Consider the following 17,915-nt stretch of genomic DNA (forward strand, 5'->3'; position numbering starts at 1 on the left):
AAAATATCTGGGCCTCAACTTGTTTACTCTACGGTTCCCGTGGATTCATTTGGCCAGCCAAAGCAAAAAGCTGCTCCCGGCGGGAACAGCTCTCAAGGAACAGTTCTCAGGAACAGCTTTTTTTTATAATCGGCGCTCTTGCGCTTCGAATGCTCCAAGCTTCTCAGGCATAAGCTGACTGTAACAAACGGATGAAGGAGATGTACGGAACATGATGAACATTCTACTGCCGCCATTCACACAAGAGACGGCAATCGCCAAGGTCAGACTTGCTGAAGACAGCTGGAACACCCGAAACCCGGAGCATGTCTCCCAAAGCTACACACCGGACAGCAGATGGCGTAATCGCGCCGATTTCGTGACCGGCCGGGGAGAGATTATCGCCTTTCTGCGCCGTAAATGGACCAGGGAATTGGACTACCGGCTGATCAAGGAATTATGGGCTTTCACAGATAACCGGATTGCCGTGCGTTTTGCTTATGAATGGCATGATGACAGCGGATTCTGGTTCCGCTCTTACGGGAACGAGAACTGGGAATTTGATGCAAACGGACTCATGCGGACCCGCTACGCCTCCATCAATGACCTGCCAATCCGAGAATCCGAACGAAAATATCATTGGCCGCTCGGTCGCCGTCCTGACCATTATCCCGGGTTATCCCAGCTCGGATTGTAGACACGGCCTGACAAGCAAATCAAATCAAAGCAAATCAAACGAATCAGACGAATCAAAGCTAATCAGACCGAAAATTTGACGCCGGTCATCTCCTCGCTCATCTGCCAAAGCCGCTCCGCCAGTTCAGGGTCGATCGCCCAAGGGAGCACTCCGTCCAGCACCTGGGTTACACCGTCCAGTTCAAGAGATGGAACGACCTCGGCGATATCCACATCCAGACAATATACGCCGCCTTTGCCCTCTAATTGAGTGTTCGCGGCGCACCATACGGTCGTTGCAGCCCCCTGCTCGGCCGTCTTGTATCCATCAGGAACGACCGTGCTGCGGTGCCCCTGATCCTCTGAAGCTCCGATGGCGTTCAGATCCTCTTCGGTCATAAAGCGGGCCAAATCGGTCAGAATCCGTCCCGGATGGACCGAGAAGGCACGGACGCCCTGGGCATAGCCGCGCCGGTCCAGTCCGACGGCAAACAAGGCGTTGGCCGACTTGGACTGGCCATAGGCCTGCCAGCGGTCGTATTCCCGTTGTTCAAAGTTAGGGTCCTCAAAGTTAACTCCGCCAAAGCGGATCCCTCCCGAGGACAGCGATACCACCCGGGCGGCTCCCGACTGTTTGAGCGCCGGCCATAGCCTTGCCGTCAGCTGGAAGTGACCCAAATGGTTAGTGGAGAACTGGGATTCGTATCCCCGCTTGTCGCGCACCAGCGGAGCCGCCATGATACCGGCATTGTTGATGAGGATGTCCAGCGAACGCCCTGAATCCAGGAACCGCCGGGCAAAAGCATCGATAGAAGCCGGGTCCATCAAATCAAGCTCCTCCATCTCCACCCGCGGAATGCCAGCAAGTGAAGCCCGGGCTTTCTCAGGTGTGCGAACAGGCACTATTACCGCTGCGCCAGCTTCAGCCAGCACGCGGGTGGTCTCCAGACCAATGCCGGAATATCCCCCGGTCACAATGACCGTCTTGCCGGTAAGGTCACGTCCGCCAAGTGCTTCCTTGGCTGTTGTTTGTGCCCCAAAGCCCGATGAAATCGGTAGTTGGGGGGTAACGGGATAGTCGTTTACATTCAACATCGTTAAATCTCCTCCTGATTCTGTTTCTGGTTTTGTTTTTATTCCAGTTTTTATTTCAGTTTCAGCTTCCACTTCTGCTCTTGCTTCTGCTTCGCCTGTCGGCCTCCGCCCCGATTCCGACTGGCTGATCAGGTTTTGATAACGGTTCAGCTTTAGATCGATCATTTCCAGGCTTGATTGCATATCCGCCATCAGCTGCTCAACCTTGGCCTTATGCTCCTGGAGCAGCTCCAGGCAGCTTCTGTAATTTCGGCCTCTAGCCAGCGAGATATATTGCTCAATCTCCTTGAGCGGCATGCTAGTACGCTTCAAATGAGTGATCATCACAAGGCCGTCCAGCATTTGCTGGTCGTATGCCTTCTGGCCATTCTTCTTGCGCTTCGCCGGCGGAAGCAGTCCGATCTTCTCATAATACCGGATCGTATCATAACTGAAGCCGGTATTCCGCGATAACTCCGCAATCGTATAGGTGTTTTCCACTTCCGTCTGCTCCTCCTTCCCGCTGCCTTCCCTGCCAATCGCCCACTCGCCTGCCTTGCCTTCCAATCCGCCTCAGCCCTTCCTGTCTCTTTCCACCTGCATCTTATCGTGTGGAGTTTACTCCATGTCAAGCGACCTGATACAAAAACTTTTTCATGGTTAGAAAAAAGAACCCCTCATCTTAATAGACGAGAGGTTCCCGCTTGAAGCCTGTTTATTTCATACTCTACAGCGAAGTGATCAATTTTTGGAATCTGTCTTCTCTCCGTTCTCCGTCGAAGTTTGTTTCTGGGACTCCAGCGTTTTCTTAGGGATGCCGTCCAAACCATATTCGTAGTCATAGGCATCAAAGATTTGACGCGCAACAGGTGCTGCGCTGTAAGCGCCGAAGCCGCCTTCCGGAATAACTACGGCTACGGCCAGCTTTGGATTCTCGCGTGGAGCAAAGGCGATAAACACGCCGTTATCGACGTCGTATTTTTTGCCGTCGCCATAAATGGTTTGCGTCGAGGTCCCTGTTTTACGGGCAAAATCGTAAGGGAAGCCGTTAAATGCTTCATGAACATCGGTGGCCATACCCTTCAGAATTTCGTTCCAGTAGCTGTCTTTAAACTTCACTGTATTCAGCACTTTCGGCGTAAACTGCTGGACAACATTACCGTCAGAATCGGTAATCTTATCAACGAGCTGCGGCTCCATCCGTTTGCCGCGGGTCGCCAGCATGCCGGCATACTGCGCGAGCTGCATGGTCGTATATTTCCCCTGCTGGCCGAAAGAAGCGTAAGCAAGACGGGACAGCGAGGTTTCTTTTTCGTTCACATACTCGCGGTAGCCTTTATATTCGTTCGGCAAATCGACGCCGGTTAAGACGCCCAGGCCAAACTCCTTCATGTATTTATCCCAAAGCGTAATGCCGTCGTCGCCGAACTTCTTCCACATTCTCTCCCCGACCATATCGACCATAAAGGTGTTGGAGGAATGGCGGATCGCATCGGCAGGCGTACTCAAGTAACCGTAAGCGTGGCCCTGTGAGTTGCGAACGGAAGCCGAGTTGTTTTTACCGAAATAGGCAATACCGGTATCGTTATAAGGGGTTGTTGTTGTAAACAGCCCTTCGTTCAGGCCGATCATGACGGACAGCGGTTTAATTGTCGAACCCATCAGCACGACCGATTCCGGGTGAACGCCCTTCTGGCCGGACGGGAACGAGCGGATTGTTCCGTTCAGGTACACATTTTGGATCGCTTCATAATCAGACGGAGAAATCCCGCCGCTTCCCCAAACGTTTGGATCGTAGTCCGGCATGCTGGCCATGGCCACCACTTTACCAGTATTGACTTCCATCGCAACAGCAAAACCGGTCTGTGCATTGGGATGGTATTGACCACTGACCGGATGGTTATGCAGCCAATCAAGCTGATCCATGATGGCCTGCTCGGTTTTGAGCTGGATGTTCTTGTTGATGTTCAGATGCAGATCGTCGCCCTTCTCGGGCGGTGTGATTTCCGCAACTCCGTCGGCCATGTTGCGTGGATCGACCGGAATGCTTTTATAACCATTTTTACCGCGAAGAACGTCCTGATACTGATACTCCAGACCATCAAAACCAACATCCTCATTATCGGTGTACTGCTGGCCAGGATCATCGGATGCCATATCCCGTAGCTGTTTATATTTATCAAGACTCGTGGAGGCCCCTTTAAATTTCTTGATGTAGCCGATAGCTTGAACAGCCACCGTATCCTTATCGTAATTTCTTACGCTTTCTTCAATCACGTCTACGCCGGGAAACTCGGACTTATGCTCCAGAAAATAGGCAACTTCCCTGTCAGTCAGTCCGCTCTTCAGGCGCCGGGGCGCATAACCGCCGCTCAGCCGGGAATCAAGATCCATGGCATCGACGATTTGATCGACCGTTACTTTCTCTGTCTTTGATTCGCCAAGGGTGTTAAATACATTAGCGATCTTCTTCGCCATTTCCACGATTTCCGGCCGGTTGCCGGCACCGGTTGTGCTGCTGTAGTCCTTAAGAAGCGTAATATACAAGGACTGCTGCGGTGTGGAATAAGCAAGCTTAACCCCTGCAGCATCATAAATCGTACCGCGGGTCGGCGGCAGAGGCACCTTCTTGACCGTAAGGCTGCTCTCCTGCGCCTGCAGGCTTGGACCGTCTACAAATTGAAGAATCGCAAGGCGGACAATGATAACGGTAAAAATGATAAATGCGCTGAAAAAAAACACGTTCAGACGAATATTAAAATGACGCTGACGCGCCGCTTCCTGCTTCTGCGGATCATCCTGATAAGCTTTCTTCATGCGACTCCTTCACTCTGCTTTCTATAATTCTTATAATCTTGTAATCTAATATTTCTAGGCAATGATTCCGGACTCTATTCTACCATAGCAGTGTCGAAAACTGCGAACTTTCACGAAATGTGGGGGAAAATGGAAGTCATGAGATAAACCCAACAGATCCCTCCCTCCTCCAGCCGCCTAACGGCCTGATGGTGTGCAGTTATTCCCTCTTAATTAAAACAACGATTAACCCCCTTAATCAGTTTCAGGCTTCCATGTAAAAAAACAAAAAAACGGCCGCCGTAAGGCAGCCGTTTTGTAACCTTTCTTATTTCGCCCAGGATTTCTTATACGGCAGGAAATTCTTATTCGCCGGGCTTTTCTGCCTTCTCCCCGTTGCCTGCCCCCGCCGGGGGACTCTTTTTGAGTGATTTCTTCGGAACACCATCTAGCCCATATTCCTGATCATACGCATCAAAGATTTGACGCGCTACAGGCGCTGCGCTGTAAGCGCCGAAGCCGCCCTCCGGAATAACAACCGCTACGGCCAGCTTCGGATTCTCCCGTGGAGCAAAAGCAATAAAGACGCCGTTATCCGTCTGGATTCTCTGTCCTTTAATATAGACATCTTGGGTCGAGGTTCCCGTCTTTCTTGCAAAATCATAAGGGAAGCCGGAAAAGGAGCTGACATCCGTCGCCATACCTTTGATCACTTCTTTCCAGTAGCTGGAGTTGAAATGCACCTCGTTCAGCACTTTAGGCTGGAAGGTGCGCAGCACCTTGCCGCTGCTATCAGTAATTTTGCTCACCAGATGCGGCTCCATCCGTTTGCCGCGGTTCGCAAGCATGGCGGCATATTGCGCTAGCTGCATCGTCGTATATTTGCCCTGCTGGCCCCAGGAAGCGTAAACCAGGCGGGAAAGCACGGTTTCTGCTTCGTTCTTATACTCCAGCGTTCCCAGATATTCGTTAGGCAAGTCGATTCCCGTTGAAACACCCAGGCCAAACTCCTTCATATAAGCGTCCCATTTGGCGATGCCTTCGGAGCCGTATTTGCTGTACAGCTTCTTGCCGACCATATCGACCATAAAAACGTTAGAGGAATGGCGGATCGCATCCGCCGGACTCTTCAAGTAACCATAGACATGGCCTTCCGAGTTGCGGACCGTAGAACCGTCCTTGCCGAATTCAGCAATCCCCCGGTCCTGGTAAGGCGTTGTCGTCGTGAACAGCTTCTCGTTTAAGCCCAGCAGCACGGACAACGGTTTGATCGTGGAGCCCAGCAAAACCACGGACTCCAGATTATGCCCGGAACGCCCCGAGCTGTACGGCGTAATCGTTCCGTTCTGATAGTTGTCAATGGCCCAGCCCTCCTGGGTATTCGGATCATAATCCGGCATACTGGCCATGGCTATAATATTGCCGGTATCAACCTCCATCGCCACCGCGTATCCGGTCTGGGCGTTCGGATGGAGTTTGCCGCTTACCGGGTTGCTATGCAGCCATTTCAATTGATCCAGAATAGCCTGCTGGGTCTTCAGCTGGACGTTCTTATTGAGCGTCAGATGCAGATCCGCTCCTTTCTCGGGAGGGGTAATATCCGCAACGCCGCTGACCATATTTTGCGCGTTAATCGGTACGCTTTTGAATCCGTTGCGTCCCCGCAGATCGGCCTGATATTGATACTCAAGCCCGTCATACCCCACGTCTTCGGTATCGATATACTGCATCGAAGGATCAGAAGACCTGATGGACCTCAGCTGCTCGTACAGCGGCAGACTGTAGGAAGCGCCCTTAAACTTCTTGGTGTAACCTATCGTTTGCACAGCTACCCGGTCGGGATCATAATGGCGGATGCTTTCTTCCACTACGTCAATCCCCGGAAAGTCTGTTTTGTGTTCCATAAAATAAGCGATTTCCTTTTCGCTTAAGTTTTCTTTAATTCGCCGGGGAGCGTAACCCCCGCTGATTTTAGAGTCAAGATCCATCGCGGCCACAACGTCATCGGCCGTCATTTTCGGCTGGGCCGGATCGCCGTATAGAGCGAATACCCGGGCAATATCGGCTGCCAGGGCCACCGCCTCCGGCCGGTTCTTGGCTCCTGTCACGCTGCTGTAATCCTTCATAAGCGTCATGTAAAGGGATTGGACCGGCGTTGAATAGGCCAGCTTGGTCCCTGTTGCATCCCAGATCGTACCCCGGTCAGGCGGAAGCGGGATATCCCTTACCGTCAAGCTGGCTTCCTGCGAAGTCAGGGTAGGACCCTCAACAAACTGGATAATGGCTAATCTGACAATAATAACTGTAAAGATCGCAAAGGCGCTGAAGAAAAAAAGGTTAAGGCGAAAATTAAAATTACGCTGCATTGAGATTTCCTGAGCCTGCAAGTCCTCGCCGTACCTGTTCGGTTTCATAGCCATAGCGCTGCCCCCGGTAGTCCCCATCCGTTCCGATGAAGAAGTGTTATTGTAACATTTTAACACAAATTCCAGCTAAATAGTCAGGGGGACGTCCTGTAAATTATCTGCTCCATCATGGTAGATTACAGCCGACTTCGTACGCAAGGACTCTGCTGAGCCGATGACTGGTTATACAAAAACAGCTGGGCTTCCTTCTCAAGGAAGCCCAGCTCGCTGTGTGCGATGAGAGTAAGATTAACCTTCAATTCAAAACTTTATCCCAGCACCTTCTGCTGAACATGCGTTTCCGCAAATTTCGGGGGATCGAACCAGTTGCCGCTCTTTGCCCACGTCGAATCTAATGGAATCCATGTGTTGTCTACATAGACCTCGTTCCAGGCATGGGAGCCATAGCCGCCCTGACCGTCATATCCAAGTCCGGTAATGACTTTCACATCCAAGCCTTGTGAGCGGGCCATTACGGCATACAGACGGGCGTAGTCGATGCAGACGCCTTTGCGCGTCTTAAAGGTCATTTCGGGCGTTTGCTCATGCCAGTCATTATATTTCTCGTAAGCCTCAACCTTGTCATAGTCGTACTGAATCCGGGTCCCAATCCAGTTATAAAGCTTCTCTGCTTTCTCACGGTCGGAATCGGCCCCCTCTACAATTTGCGCAGCTGCTGCGTCAATGTCGTCGGGAATCCGGGCGTCGATCACTTCATATTTCCGTTCAAAAATACCGTTCAGCTCATTCTGCACGTCCTGAGTCAAAACCGGGAGCTTGCCTTTAATCAGTTTGCCGGAGAGCGGCTCCAGAATAACTTCGGCTCCCTGCCGGTAGACGGGCGAAGCTTCGACGTATTTGCTGAACCCGCTATTCGGGAAGAGGGAGACGATCACAAACAGCAGCGCGATCAGGACAATCCCGCGGAACGCTCCGATCACCGCTCCGATGATCCCGCCGAACAGGCGGCTCGTTAAGCCGGAGCGAAGCTCTTTCCTCCCTAGTCCACCGATCCACTTCATACCGGGCAGGAACATGCCCAGCAGACCCAGCACAAAGCGGATCAGCCAATAGCAGATGAAGAAAACAAGGACATAACGGACAAGCTGGAACTCCCGGATCGCCCCGGCCAGCGTGTAAACGACCTGCTCGGCACCGCTCAGCTCACGATCCGGCGTTTGAGCGTGATCCGTCAGCCACTGCTGCACCTTTGGTGAAAGATAAGCGGTCAGCGGGATGGAAGCCGCCAGACTGAGCGCGGTCATAATTCCGCCTCCGACTAGCGACAGCAATCTGCCCGCCGATTTGGAAGTTCCCCTCAGCACGCCCTGCAGGATAGAGCCCGCGATGACGAGGATAAGAATGAGATTAACCAGATTATATCCCTGCAGCTGTTGAAGTATGGTCACGCGGGACCCTCCTTTCCGATGTTAATTTTTGTGATTATTGGCCGCTGCTGCGTTTAGCTTCCTGAATAAATGCTTCAAGCGTATCGCCGCGGCTCCATTCCCCGAGAGACACTCCGTGCAGCCATACCTTTACCTTGTCGCTGCTGCTTTCACCGGTCACTTCCAGATTCGGTGTCGTAATGCTGAAGGAACCATCCGCGTTTTGCGTGAATTTAGCTTCCTTGGCCTCATTTTTCATCAAATTTAGGGCTTCGGACTGCATGGTGCTCATCGTCTGGTCCTTGACCGTAGAAACCGCCTTGCCGATATCGTTCAGCGTAATGCCGCTGTATACGATCAGAAAAGCTGCAATTGCAATAATCAGTACCCATTTGATCACGGTTTTGACCAGATTAGCCACCAGAAATAAAGCGACCAGGCCGACCACGATAATCAGCCAATTCTGTTTAAAATAATCAACCCATACCTGATAATCCAAATCTTGAAAACTCATGTGTTCCAACACCCCTGTATCTAAATTGGCGAACCTGATCTCTTTCGCTAGTGCCATAGATGCACTATCCATTATACATGATCGCCAAATACTAGCCCAGCTTAACCCTGGCGGGGACAAAACGCTCTTTCGTCTGTATTTCAAAATTGGCATAACTTCGCAGACCAGGGCGTACAAGTAGAGCATGGCCCACTTTCACGAACGGATTAGAAAAAGAGGAGCAGCCGAGCTTCACAAAACCAAGCGTATGCTTCCGATGCGAGTTTTGTTGCGAAGATGATTCGGAGCAGCTAAGCTTCACAAAACTTTTAGGAGGGACACCATGAAAATCGCTATAGGGCTTTATTTCTTTATGTTCATTGCTTTCTTTGACCTGCATGCCCAATATCCGATTCTAACGCCTTTTGCAGTGTCGCTGGGAGCGGCTCCCGCCTTTATCGGCTGGATGATGGGCATCTACGCGCTGACCCATTTGCCCGGCAACCTGATCGCCGGACAAGGGGTGGATAAACACGGAAGTAAACGTTATGTCGTCTTCAGTTTGATTGCAGCCGGGGTCATCCTGCTGCTGCAGGCTCACGTCACAGCGCCCTGGCAGCTGCTGGTTCTCCGTTCAATCAGTGGGTTTGTTCTCGCCTTTTTGTCTCCGGCTTGTCTGGCGCTGCTGGCTTCCCTTTCCAAGGATGCGGTAACCCAAGGCAAGCTGATGGCCGGACACGGCGTTACCCATACGCTGGCTTCAGTGCTGTCACCTGCCGTCGGGGCTTTTCTGGTGAAGCTTGCCGGCTTCTCCCTGACTTTCCAATCGCTTGGCTGGATCCTGATTTCAGCTGGCCTGCTCGCCTTGTTCACCATCCGCGGCAAAGCGGTGGAGATGCAGCTTGAAATCTCAAGAGCGAACGCGGCTTCAGCGGACAACTCCAGCCTGCTTCCCGGCGTGCCGCTCATTTATTACCTGCTGCCGCTTGGCGTGGCCTGTTCGCAGGGCATTTTGTTTTTCGAGCTTCCCCTCCATGACGGCGGAACTTCGGAAGGCATTTTGCATACGGGCATTTATTTCTCCATCCTGAGTCTCGGCTCGCTGGTGACGCTGAGTATGCTTTTCCTGCATCGATTATCCCCTTATCTGAGAGCTTTGGCAGGTATTCTGCTGCTGGCGTTGTGCTTTTACGGCTTAACGATGCCTGAGAAAATCCCGATGCCTGTGGTACTGTTTGTGATGGGGATGTCCAAGGGAATTATTTTCCCGGCAATCTCTTCTTTATTTATTGAAGTAAGCGGCGGCGAACGGATGGGCAGCGTTTTTTCATTCCAGTCGATCGCCATGTCGCTGGGCTCCTTCGTTGGGCCGATTGTCGCCGGTCAGCTTCACTTGAGCTTCTCTCCGTATTTCCTGGCGTTCATTGTGCTTATGCTGCTGCTGATCGCGCTGCCGCCCACTCGCCGCATGCCTAAACAGCCTATTCCGGTTGACTGAATGAAAGGCTTATGGCTGGCCGAAATTCAGCTGACCACGCTGACTGTGACCGTCCTTTGCATGAAAAGGGGGATTGCGTTTACACTATAGGCAGCGAGGTGATGACATGGCGGAGATTACCATTATTGTCGAAGGTAAAAATGACCGCAGCAAGCTGCGCCGGCTGCTCAAAGAGGACATCAACATTCTGTGCACCTTTGGCTCCATGAGCAGCCTCAAGCTGGAACAGCTCCGCAAACAGGCCAGGAACGATGAGATTTACCTGTTTATGGATAATGATTCCTCCGGGAAAAAGATCAGGGCGATCCTGAGAGACGCCTTCCCGGACGCCGAACAAATATACACAAGGCGCGGGTACGCCGGTGTCGAGGGCACTCCCGATGAATATGTGATTGCCCAGCTGGAGAAAGCAGGACTTGAAGAATACATTCTGTATCCCCCGGCATTGCCCGAACTGGAATAGAACGAAAATCATCCGGACATGAATACCAACTGTATTAAATGTAAAAAAACAGACGCACCTTCGGCATGCCGAAGGTGCGTCTTTCTTGTTGTCACCAATCACCAATCAAGCTTATTTATGAACTGTATCCAGGAACATTACGATCAGGCTCAGAGTCAGGTAGTTGATCGAGAAAATAAATACCCGTTTCGACCATTTCTCCACGTCCTGCTTCATGAAGCCTACAAGCGCCATAATCAGCCAGATGGCCGACAGCGCCGTGCCGATGATCAGGAACCAGATGCCGGTGATGTCGTTCGCATACATAAGGTATGGAATCGGCAGCAGCAGCGCAATGTATGGAATCATTTGAATTTTGGTGCGTTCAACGCCTTTAACAACCGGAAGTACAGGGAAACCTGCGGCCCGGTATTCCTCGACTCTGCGGATCGCCAAAGCCCAGAAGTGAGGCGGCTGCCACAGAAAGAGAATCGCGAAGATCATCCAGGCGCCAAGATCAACTTGGCCGGAAGCGGCGACATAACCGATTACCGGCGGCATCGCTCCCGAAATCGCGCCGATCGAGGTGCTCCAGGTAGAGGAACGTTTCAGCCAGATCGTATAAACTACGCCGTATACGAGCATACCCACGATGCCGAACAAACCGGCCAAACCCCCGGAGAACAGGAACAGTAAGACAAGTCCCACCGCGCTCAGAATACCGGCATAGATCAGCACCGTTCTTGGGGAAAGCTTGCCAAGCGGCAGCGCACGGTTTTGTGTACGCTCCATTTTGGTGTCCATTTCCCGGTCATAATAGTTATTGAATACGCAAGCCCCGGCCATAACCAGAGCCGTACCGATCATCGTGATGATCAGCTTGACGATGTCGATATGCCAATGCGCGCCCAGCCAATAACCCGCAAAGGTCGCAATCAGGTTGGAACGAATAATGCCAGGTTTAGTCAAAGCGACAAAATCGCGCCACGTTGCCGACTCCGATTCCGGTGCGGAGTTTACGGACAAAGCTGCGGAATCCCTTCCCGCTTCATATCTTAATGGTTTGCCCATTTTACTGCCTCCTAAATATTAAATTGCAACAAATGGTCATTTCAAACGACAAAAAAATAGTTCTAAAACAACCTCTTCTATAAACTTTATCATATCAATCACGAATCATGTTTAAATCTGTTGGCAAAAAGGTGTTTTTTGTTTGACAATTTCGTGACGGAAGGCATGCCGTCCGTCCTATTATCTCTATAATATGCCCATTCTCCTAAGGAAAATAGACCCGTTCATGCAACTCTAGTTTTTGCTTTACCGTTATTTAGGCCGCATCAAAAAAAGGCGCCGCAAGCGGCGCCCCCTCGTTTCTTTCTTGAAGCCGTTATGAAACCGTTTTAGCCTGAATCCCGATCAGGCCAAAATTCAGCCTCTAGGCAAAAATCCCATCAAATGCTGGATTTCCTTCAGGTTCTTTGCAGCCACAGCCTCCGCCCGTTCTGCGCCCTGGCGCAGAATTTCGCGAATCTCGCCGGACTGGCGGATGTCATGATACCGCTGCTGCAGCGGCTCCAACACAGAGACAATGACTTCGGCCAGATCTTTCTTGAACGGGCCGTACATCTGGCCTTCGTAACGCTGCTCAACTTCAGCGATCGACAAACCTGACAGCTGGCTGTAAATGCCGATCAGGTTGCTGACCTCCGGTTTATTGGCCGGATCAAATTTGACTTCACGGCCCGAGTCGGTCGTGGCGCGGCTGATCTTCTTGCGGATCACATCCGGCGGGTCCAGCAGCGCGATGTAGCTGCCTTCATTCGGATTGCTTTTGCTCATCTTCTTGGATGCATCGTCCAGAGACATAATCCGCGCGCCCACTTCTGGAATATACGGCTCAGGCAGCTTGAAGAACTCGCCGAACCGGTGATTGAAACGCCCTGCAAGGTCGCGGGTCAGCTCCAAATGCTGCTTCTGATCCTCACCTACCGGAACCAGATCAGCGTTAAACAAGAGAATGTCCGCAGCCATCAACGATGGATAGACGAACAAGCCGGCTCCAACAGTCTCTTTGCCTGCGGATTTGTCCTTGAACTGCGTCATCCGTTCCAGCTCACCCATCGAGGTGAGCGTCGTCAGCAGCCATCCGAGCTCGGCATGCTGAGGCAGGTGGGACTGCATATAAACATTGGATTTGGACGGGTCAATGCCCGCCGCAATGTACAGAGTAGCCACGGATTCAGATTGCTCCCGCAGCGCGGCCGGGTCCTGGGCCACGGTAATCGCGTGCATATCGACAACAACAAAGTTGCACTGGTGCTCATGCTGCAGACTTACAAAATTTTTAATCGCGCCAATGTAATTGCCGAGGGTGAGCTTGCCGCTCGGCTGAATGCCAGAAAATACGGTTTTCATGGTTAAATGGCCTCCTTAAGCGTTTAATTATTTTATTTCAAATGTTCATTGCTCCCGAAAATCAAAAAGGCCTCACATCCGCAAGGGACGTGAGACCGTGGTACCACCCTAATTCGCCGACAAAGTCCGCCCGTAAGCTGCGGAACCGAACATCGGCCTTAAATCCTTAACGCGGATAAACGTTCGGAAATACTTGGGGCCTAGAGGCCTTCCGTTCCTCCCGAAGCTCAGGGGTCCATTCGCCGCATACTTTCCGCCGGTTCGCATCACCCACCGGCTTTCTGCAAGGAATTTATACGCGTTTACTTGTCCCCGTCATCACTTTGTGTTAGAAATGAATTTGATATAGTTCATCATATCCGGCAGTACCCGGCAAGTCAAATCGATTTTTACGGGCAGAGCCAAAAATGTTATGATTAGTTTAACCCGTTTCAGAATCTTTATTTGGGAAAAGGAGCAAAGATATGAAAAAAGTGACCAAAGGGCAATGGAATGGTTACGACACGTACATTTTACATAGCCACGAACTTGAAGTCACGCTGCTGCCCAGACTCGGCAACAACATTATCGGGGTAAGAGACCTGGTACAGCAGCGCGAGGTATTGCGCCGGCCGGAGGAAAGCGAACTAGACTTTTACCTGCAGAAGCCTTACCATTTCGGTATCCCTTTGCTCATTCCGCCGGGAAGAATTCGCAGAGGCCGATTCTCCTATGCGGGACAAACGTATCAGTTTGATCAAAATACCGCTAACGACAACCATATTCATGGCCTTCATCGTACGCAAAGCTGGTGTGTCAGCGATATTGAAGAAGATGAAGACGGCTGCTCCGTCACTACGGAATTTATAACGACCGACGATCCGAACTGGATGCGCCAGTATCCCGTTCCACTTAAGCTGGAAATGACTTTGCGACTTCAAGGCGCATCGCTTACTCAAACGTTCCGGATCACCAATTTGGGTGAACATGCAGCTCCGTTTGGCTTGGGCCTTCACACCTGGTTCCTGATCGACGGAGAACCTGACAATTGGGATTTGAAGCTTCCGGTCAGCAAGTTGTACATGACGGATGAGGAAATTATCACGACAGGCGAAACAGCTCCTCTGGGAGAATTGGAAGCTCTGAACGACAAGCTGAACCTGAAAGGCACTAACTTTGATACGCCGCTGCAAATCGGCGGCAAGCCTGCTGAAGCACTGCTGATGCGCAAAGACGGATATGGCCTGAAATATTCCGCCGATCCGGCCTATTTCAAACATTGGGTTCTCTATACGAAAGGCGAAGCCGACCAGTTTCTGTGCATTGAGCCTTATACCTGGCTGCCGGATGCGCCTAATCTGGACATCCCTCATGAGGAAAGCGGCCTGATTGAGATCAAACCGGAAGAAAAGCTGGAACTGCAATTAAATCTTCAAATGATCTATCCGAGCTAAACAACTAAACAAACAAAGATCCGCTTGGCTGATGCTAAGCTGCTAAGTTTAATAGCTGCCATTTGTACTGAAACCCGCGCTCTGCGCGGGTTTTTGTTGTTGTCCTCCCTAGCTTGCGAACCTTGTTTCCGGGAGGATAAATCGTTGATTTTACAGGAAGGAATTGGATGCTGATTATTTGAAAACTTGTGCGCATATTTTCCGTCCTACGGCTCATACTAACCTCACAACGAACGAAGGAGGTGACAAACATGGCACAAGGACGCAGCAGCAACAACTTGGTTGTTCCTCAAGCAACTGCAGCTCTTCAACAATTGAAAATGGAAGCTGCACAAGAACTGGGCGTACAAATTCCAGCAGACGGTTACTACGGTAACTACACTTCCCGTGAAACTGGTTCCCTCGGGGGCTATATCACAAAGCGTTTGGTACAATTGGCGGAACAATCTTTGTCGGGTAAATCTTCCATGTAAACCGCTATTCCTTATAGTACGAGTAGACAACGCTTTGCCGCCCGATAAGGCGGCAGCGTTTCTGCACTGAAATATAAGAATAAAGGTATTGTGAGGCTTATACTTTTCTTATATTTCACTGAAACAACAGACGGTATGCCTTCCGGTATACCGTCTGTTTCTTATTTTACCTAATTTGTTTATTCCGAATCCGTTTATACGAATCCGTTAAACCTGTACCTCTACCCTCTTCTTATGTCAAACTCCATGTTCAAACTTATCATGTGCTTTAAGATAAATCCTTCATTTCTCCGAATGCTCCGTATGTATGACTGTTTGTTCTCGGATAACGAATCATCAGATTCGCCATATTATAGTTTGATTCTAATGTGGCATCCACAACTATGGTTCCTTGTCTTAACGCAAATTCATAGCTGATTTCTCCATGCGTCCACGAATTCTTGAATTTCAGAGCTTCGATTGCCATATTTCTGAAAGAGCTGAGCTGCACCGCATTTAATCCTCCGCCTTCTCCGGACAGTTGACCATTCCTTCCGGCTATGGGGTTATGCCTGATACCGAATTTACCCACCACATTATTGCGGATTTGGATAAAGACGGTCCCGGAGGTCAATCCGCCTAATTCAGACTCCAATTCCTTGAATACTAGATCAAGCTGTCTGGCTAATGAAAGCTGCTCTGTCTTCAGTTTCCCCACTCCCTCAACATTGGTTATTTCCCTAAATTTAGGGCTTATGCAACATTATATTCTATTATCCGATGGTTTAACAGAAATATGGTACATATTTGGGTAATTATTCCTATTGGACCAAATATAATTCGTGTTTATCGCCATTTGTTCGACAGAGATAGAGGTAAAGCAACAATGCAGCGACAGAATTTGCACAAGAGAAAATGCGTGCCAACATGGGAATCAGTACAAAATAACTACAGAAAAAAGCTACAAAAAAAACGGCCCCGAAGGACCGTTTCATTTCATTCAATTCATTCCCTCGGTCATTTCGAGGAACTGCTCGACATCCGCTACCGAAACACCGACAGCCTCCCGCCAGAAATCCGGCGCAGCCAAATCTACATTTAGATGTTTCTTGGCCAGATCTTCAACCGTCATACGGCCTGTATCTTCCAGAAGCGCGTCATATTTAGCTGCGAAAGTTGGACCTTCCGCTTTGGCGCGGGCATATATGCCGTTGCTGAACAAGAAACCAAACGTATACGGGAAATTATAGAAAGGAACACCCGTAATATAGAAATGCAGTTTGGACAACCAGAAATGTGGATGGTAAGAAGCGAGCGCTCCGCAGAACGCCTCCTTCTGGGCCTCCTCCATTAGCACAGACAGCTCTTCCGCGCTCAGCAGCCCCTCTTTGCGTTTCTCGTAGAAACGGGTTTCAAACAGGAAGCGGGCATGGATGTTCATGAAGAAAGCCACGCTGCGCTGAACCTTCTCTTCGAGCAGCATCAGCTTCTCTTCTCGGCTTTCCGCCCGGCCAACCTGTGCTGAAGACAAAATGTTCTCTGCAAAGGTAGAGGCCGTCTCAGCCACGTTCATCGCATAATTCCGGCTGAACAAAGGCATGTCCTTCAGCAGGAAGGAGTGGTAAGCATGACCCAGCTCATGCGCAAGGGTGGAGACGTTCGAGGCAGTACCGCCGAAGGTCATGAAAATGCGAGTTTCTTTGCTCTCCGACAAAGTTGTGCAGAAGCCGCCGGGACGTTTGCCGGGACGATCCTCCGCTTCCACCCAGCTGCTGTTAAAAGCATGGGTAGCGAAATCCGCCAGCTTGGGACTGAAGCCGCCAAATTCCTTCACAATCAGCTCGGCCGCCTCTCCATAAGGAATGTTGTCCACACTCTGAGTGCCCAGCGTCAGAGGAGCTTCTACGTCCGCCCAGCCCAGCTTCTCTACGCCCATCAGTTTGGCCTTGCGCTCCAGATATTTTACGAATACCGGTTTCGCTTCCGTAATCGCCTGCCACATGGCATCCAGCGTCTGACGGGTCATCCGGTTGTAAGCAAGAGGTTCTTTCAGCACATCATCCCAGCCGCGTTTGTTGTACAGCTTGAGACGGAAGCCTGCAAGCCTGTTCAGCGTATCGGCACCGTAATCGCCTAGCTCAGCCCACTTCTCCTCCCACTTGGCAAATACCGTATTACGAACGCTGCGATCCGGATCATGAAGTTTGTTATGAGCTTGTCCGGCGGACAAATTTATCGTTTCTCCGTTCTCGTTCACGAAAGGCAGACTGAATTTGCTGACGATCGTGTCATAATGCTCGCCCCAGCCGTGATAGCCGTCGATGGCCAGATCAAGGACCAGGCTCTCAAGCTCTGGAGAAAGCTTGTCTTTGGCTTTCTCGCGGGTTTCATTCAAGGAGAAGGCAATCGGAGCGATCTCCTCACGGGCAATCCAGCCGGCAAAAACTTGATCCGAAGTGGCCCGCAGCAAGCTTTCAAATTGAGCGAGAACAGCGCTCAGTCGCGCTCTATGCGAAGTGACTTTGTCAGTCAGCTGAATGGCTTTCTTGTCAGCCGTATTCTGGGCGGTAAGACAGCTGACAAAACTTCCTGCCTGACCGGCTTTGGCGAATATGTTCTGCAGCTTGTCGATAAACCCGTCAAAAGATCGGGTTTCCTCCAGCGTCCCAGGCGCCTTCCATTGCTTTACAAATTGCTCAAGCTCCTGAACCCCCTTCTCTACAGTGTTCAGGTGGGCCAAAAATTCAGCTGATTCCGATCCTCCCGGAAAAACAGACTCCAAATCCCAGGTCAGACTCACAGGTTGCTTCAAATTACTCATCTTCGTAAACATCCTTTCCCAGTTAGATAGGTTGATACTTCCGT

14 protein-coding genes and 1 other annotated feature are annotated in these 17,915 nt (G+C 50.8%); of the genes, 5 read left to right on the plus strand and 9 right to left on the minus strand.

All coding sequences use genetic code 11. The features are described 5' to 3' along the window. Window positions 1-211 precede the first annotated feature (211 nt). The gene (locus CBE73_RS09730; RefSeq protein WP_217349729.1) at window positions 212-676 is read left to right on the plus strand and encodes a nuclear transport factor 2 family protein; all 465 of its coding nucleotides are present in this window, start codon (window positions 212-214) and stop codon (window positions 674-676) included. A gap of 62 nt (window positions 677-738) precedes the next feature. Here the strand turns inward: CBE73_RS09730 and CBE73_RS22620 are convergent, their stop codons facing one another. From CBE73_RS22620 to CBE73_RS09755, 5 genes are all read right to left on the minus strand, one after another. Next, on the minus strand, window positions 739-2,295 hold the full coding sequence (locus tag CBE73_RS22620) for an oxidoreductase (protein WP_094094071.1): 1,557 nt from the start codon (window positions 2,293-2,295) through the stop codon (window positions 739-741). A 174-nt stretch (window positions 2,296-2,469) separates the two neighbouring features. After that, the gene (locus CBE73_RS09740; protein WP_094094072.1) at window positions 2,470-4,545 is read right to left on the minus strand and encodes a peptidoglycan D,D-transpeptidase FtsI family protein; all 2,076 of its coding nucleotides are present in this window, start codon (window positions 4,543-4,545) and stop codon (window positions 2,470-2,472) included. Window positions 4,546-4,889: 344 nt separating this feature from the next. Continuing rightward, window positions 4,890-6,944 carry a peptidoglycan D,D-transpeptidase FtsI family protein gene (locus tag CBE73_RS09745; RefSeq protein ID WP_373286358.1) on the minus strand — a complete coding sequence of 685 codons (2,055 nt, stop codon included), beginning with the start codon at window positions 6,942-6,944 and terminating at the stop codon, window positions 4,890-4,892. A gap of 254 nt (window positions 6,945-7,198) precedes the next feature. Further along, window positions 7,199-8,338, minus strand: a complete 1,140-nt coding sequence (locus CBE73_RS09750) for a transglutaminase domain-containing protein (RefSeq protein WP_094094073.1) — start codon at window positions 8,336-8,338, stop codon at window positions 7,199-7,201. A gap of 34 nt (window positions 8,339-8,372) precedes the next feature. Then, window positions 8,373-8,831 carry a hypothetical protein gene (locus CBE73_RS09755; RefSeq protein ID WP_229752620.1) on the minus strand — a complete coding sequence of 153 codons (459 nt, stop codon included), beginning with the start codon at window positions 8,829-8,831 and terminating at the stop codon, window positions 8,373-8,375. Between the two features lie 322 nt (window positions 8,832-9,153). On the opposite strand from CBE73_RS09755, the gene CBE73_RS09760 reads away from it, so the two are divergent. Together CBE73_RS09760 and CBE73_RS09765 are read left to right on the plus strand one after the other, a co-directional pair. Next, on the plus strand, window positions 9,154-10,308 hold the full coding sequence (locus CBE73_RS09760; protein ID WP_094094074.1) for an MFS transporter: 1,155 nt from the start codon (window positions 9,154-9,156) through the stop codon (window positions 10,306-10,308). Window positions 10,309-10,414: 106 nt separating this feature from the next. Then, window positions 10,415-10,771, plus strand: a complete 357-nt coding sequence (locus tag CBE73_RS09765) for a toprim domain-containing protein (RefSeq protein ID WP_094094075.1) — start codon at window positions 10,415-10,417, stop codon at window positions 10,769-10,771. Window positions 10,772-10,882: 111 nt separating this feature from the next. Here the strand turns inward: CBE73_RS09765 and cyoE are convergent, their stop codons facing one another. Both cyoE and trpS read right to left on the minus strand, forming a co-directional pair. After that, window positions 10,883-11,821, minus strand: coding sequence for a heme o synthase (cyoE, locus tag CBE73_RS09770; protein ID WP_094094076.1), 939 nt, complete (start codon window positions 11,819-11,821; stop codon window positions 10,883-10,885). A 357-nt stretch (window positions 11,822-12,178) separates the two neighbouring features. Further along, window positions 12,179-13,165, minus strand: a complete 987-nt coding sequence (gene trpS / locus CBE73_RS09775) for a tryptophan--tRNA ligase (protein WP_094094077.1) — start codon at window positions 13,163-13,165, stop codon at window positions 12,179-12,181. An 80-nt stretch (window positions 13,166-13,245) separates the two neighbouring features. Further along, window positions 13,246-13,493: a binding site (T-box leader), on the minus strand. Window positions 13,494-13,629: 136 nt separating this feature from the next. Between trpS and CBE73_RS09780 the strand changes: the two genes are divergently transcribed. Further along, window positions 13,630-14,598, plus strand: coding sequence for an aldose 1-epimerase (locus tag CBE73_RS09780; RefSeq protein WP_094094078.1), 969 nt, complete (start codon window positions 13,630-13,632; stop codon window positions 14,596-14,598). 251 nt (window positions 14,599-14,849) lie between these two features. Beyond that, window positions 14,850-15,071, plus strand: a complete 222-nt coding sequence (locus tag CBE73_RS09785) for an alpha/beta-type small acid-soluble spore protein (RefSeq protein WP_094094079.1) — start codon at window positions 14,850-14,852, stop codon at window positions 15,069-15,071. Window positions 15,072-15,339: 268 nt separating this feature from the next. Here CBE73_RS09785 and CBE73_RS09790 read toward each other — a convergent pair whose 3' ends face one another. Both CBE73_RS09790 and CBE73_RS09795 read right to left on the minus strand, forming a co-directional pair. Beyond that, window positions 15,340-15,759 (minus strand): O-methyltransferase, encoded by a 420-nt coding sequence (locus tag CBE73_RS09790; RefSeq protein ID WP_094096232.1) that lies wholly within the window; start codon window positions 15,757-15,759, stop codon window positions 15,340-15,342. A gap of 291 nt (window positions 15,760-16,050) precedes the next feature. Continuing rightward, complete coding sequence (locus CBE73_RS09795; RefSeq protein WP_094094080.1) at window positions 16,051-17,871, minus strand: M3 family oligoendopeptidase; 1,821 nt, start codon at window positions 17,869-17,871, stop codon at window positions 16,051-16,053. Between the last annotated feature and the right edge of the window lie 44 nt (window positions 17,872-17,915).

The organism is Paenibacillus physcomitrellae (genome assembly GCF_002240225.1).
GTDB lineage: Bacteria > Bacillota > Bacilli > Paenibacillales > Paenibacillaceae > Fontibacillus > Fontibacillus physcomitrellae.

What these genes read in the sequence shown, in the direction of transcription:
- CBE73_RS09730 (WP_217349729.1), top strand. Translation starts at nt 212, where the DNA reads ATGATGAACATTCTACTGCCGCCATTCACACAAGAGACGGCAATCGCC.
- CBE73_RS09760 (WP_094094074.1), top strand. Translation starts at nt 9,154, where the DNA reads ATGAAAATCGCTATAGGGCTTTATTTCTTTATGTTCATTGCTTTCTTT.
- cyoE (WP_094094076.1), bottom strand. Translation starts at nt 11,821, where the DNA reads ATGGGCAAACCATTAAGATATGAAGCGGGAAGGGATTCCGCAGCTTTG.
- CBE73_RS09795 (WP_094094080.1), bottom strand. Translation starts at nt 17,871, where the DNA reads ATGAGTAATTTGAAGCAACCTGTGAGTCTGACCTGGGATTTGGAGTCT.
- CBE73_RS09785 (WP_094094079.1), top strand. Translation starts at nt 14,850, where the DNA reads ATGGCACAAGGACGCAGCAGCAACAACTTGGTTGTTCCTCAAGCAACT.
- CBE73_RS09755 (WP_229752620.1), bottom strand. Translation starts at nt 8,831, where the DNA reads ATGAGTTTTCAAGATTTGGATTATCAGGTATGGGTTGATTATTTTAAA.
- CBE73_RS09780 (WP_094094078.1), top strand. Translation starts at nt 13,630, where the DNA reads ATGAAAAAAGTGACCAAAGGGCAATGGAATGGTTACGACACGTACATT.
- CBE73_RS09765 (WP_094094075.1), top strand. Translation starts at nt 10,415, where the DNA reads ATGGCGGAGATTACCATTATTGTCGAAGGTAAAAATGACCGCAGCAAG.
- trpS (WP_094094077.1), bottom strand. Translation starts at nt 13,165, where the DNA reads ATGAAAACCGTATTTTCTGGCATTCAGCCGAGCGGCAAGCTCACCCTC.
- CBE73_RS09745 (WP_373286358.1), bottom strand. Translation starts at nt 6,944, where the DNA reads ATGGCTATGAAACCGAACAGGTACGGCGAGGACTTGCAGGCTCAGGAA.
- CBE73_RS09740 (WP_094094072.1), bottom strand. Translation starts at nt 4,545, where the DNA reads ATGAAGAAAGCTTATCAGGATGATCCGCAGAAGCAGGAAGCGGCGCGT.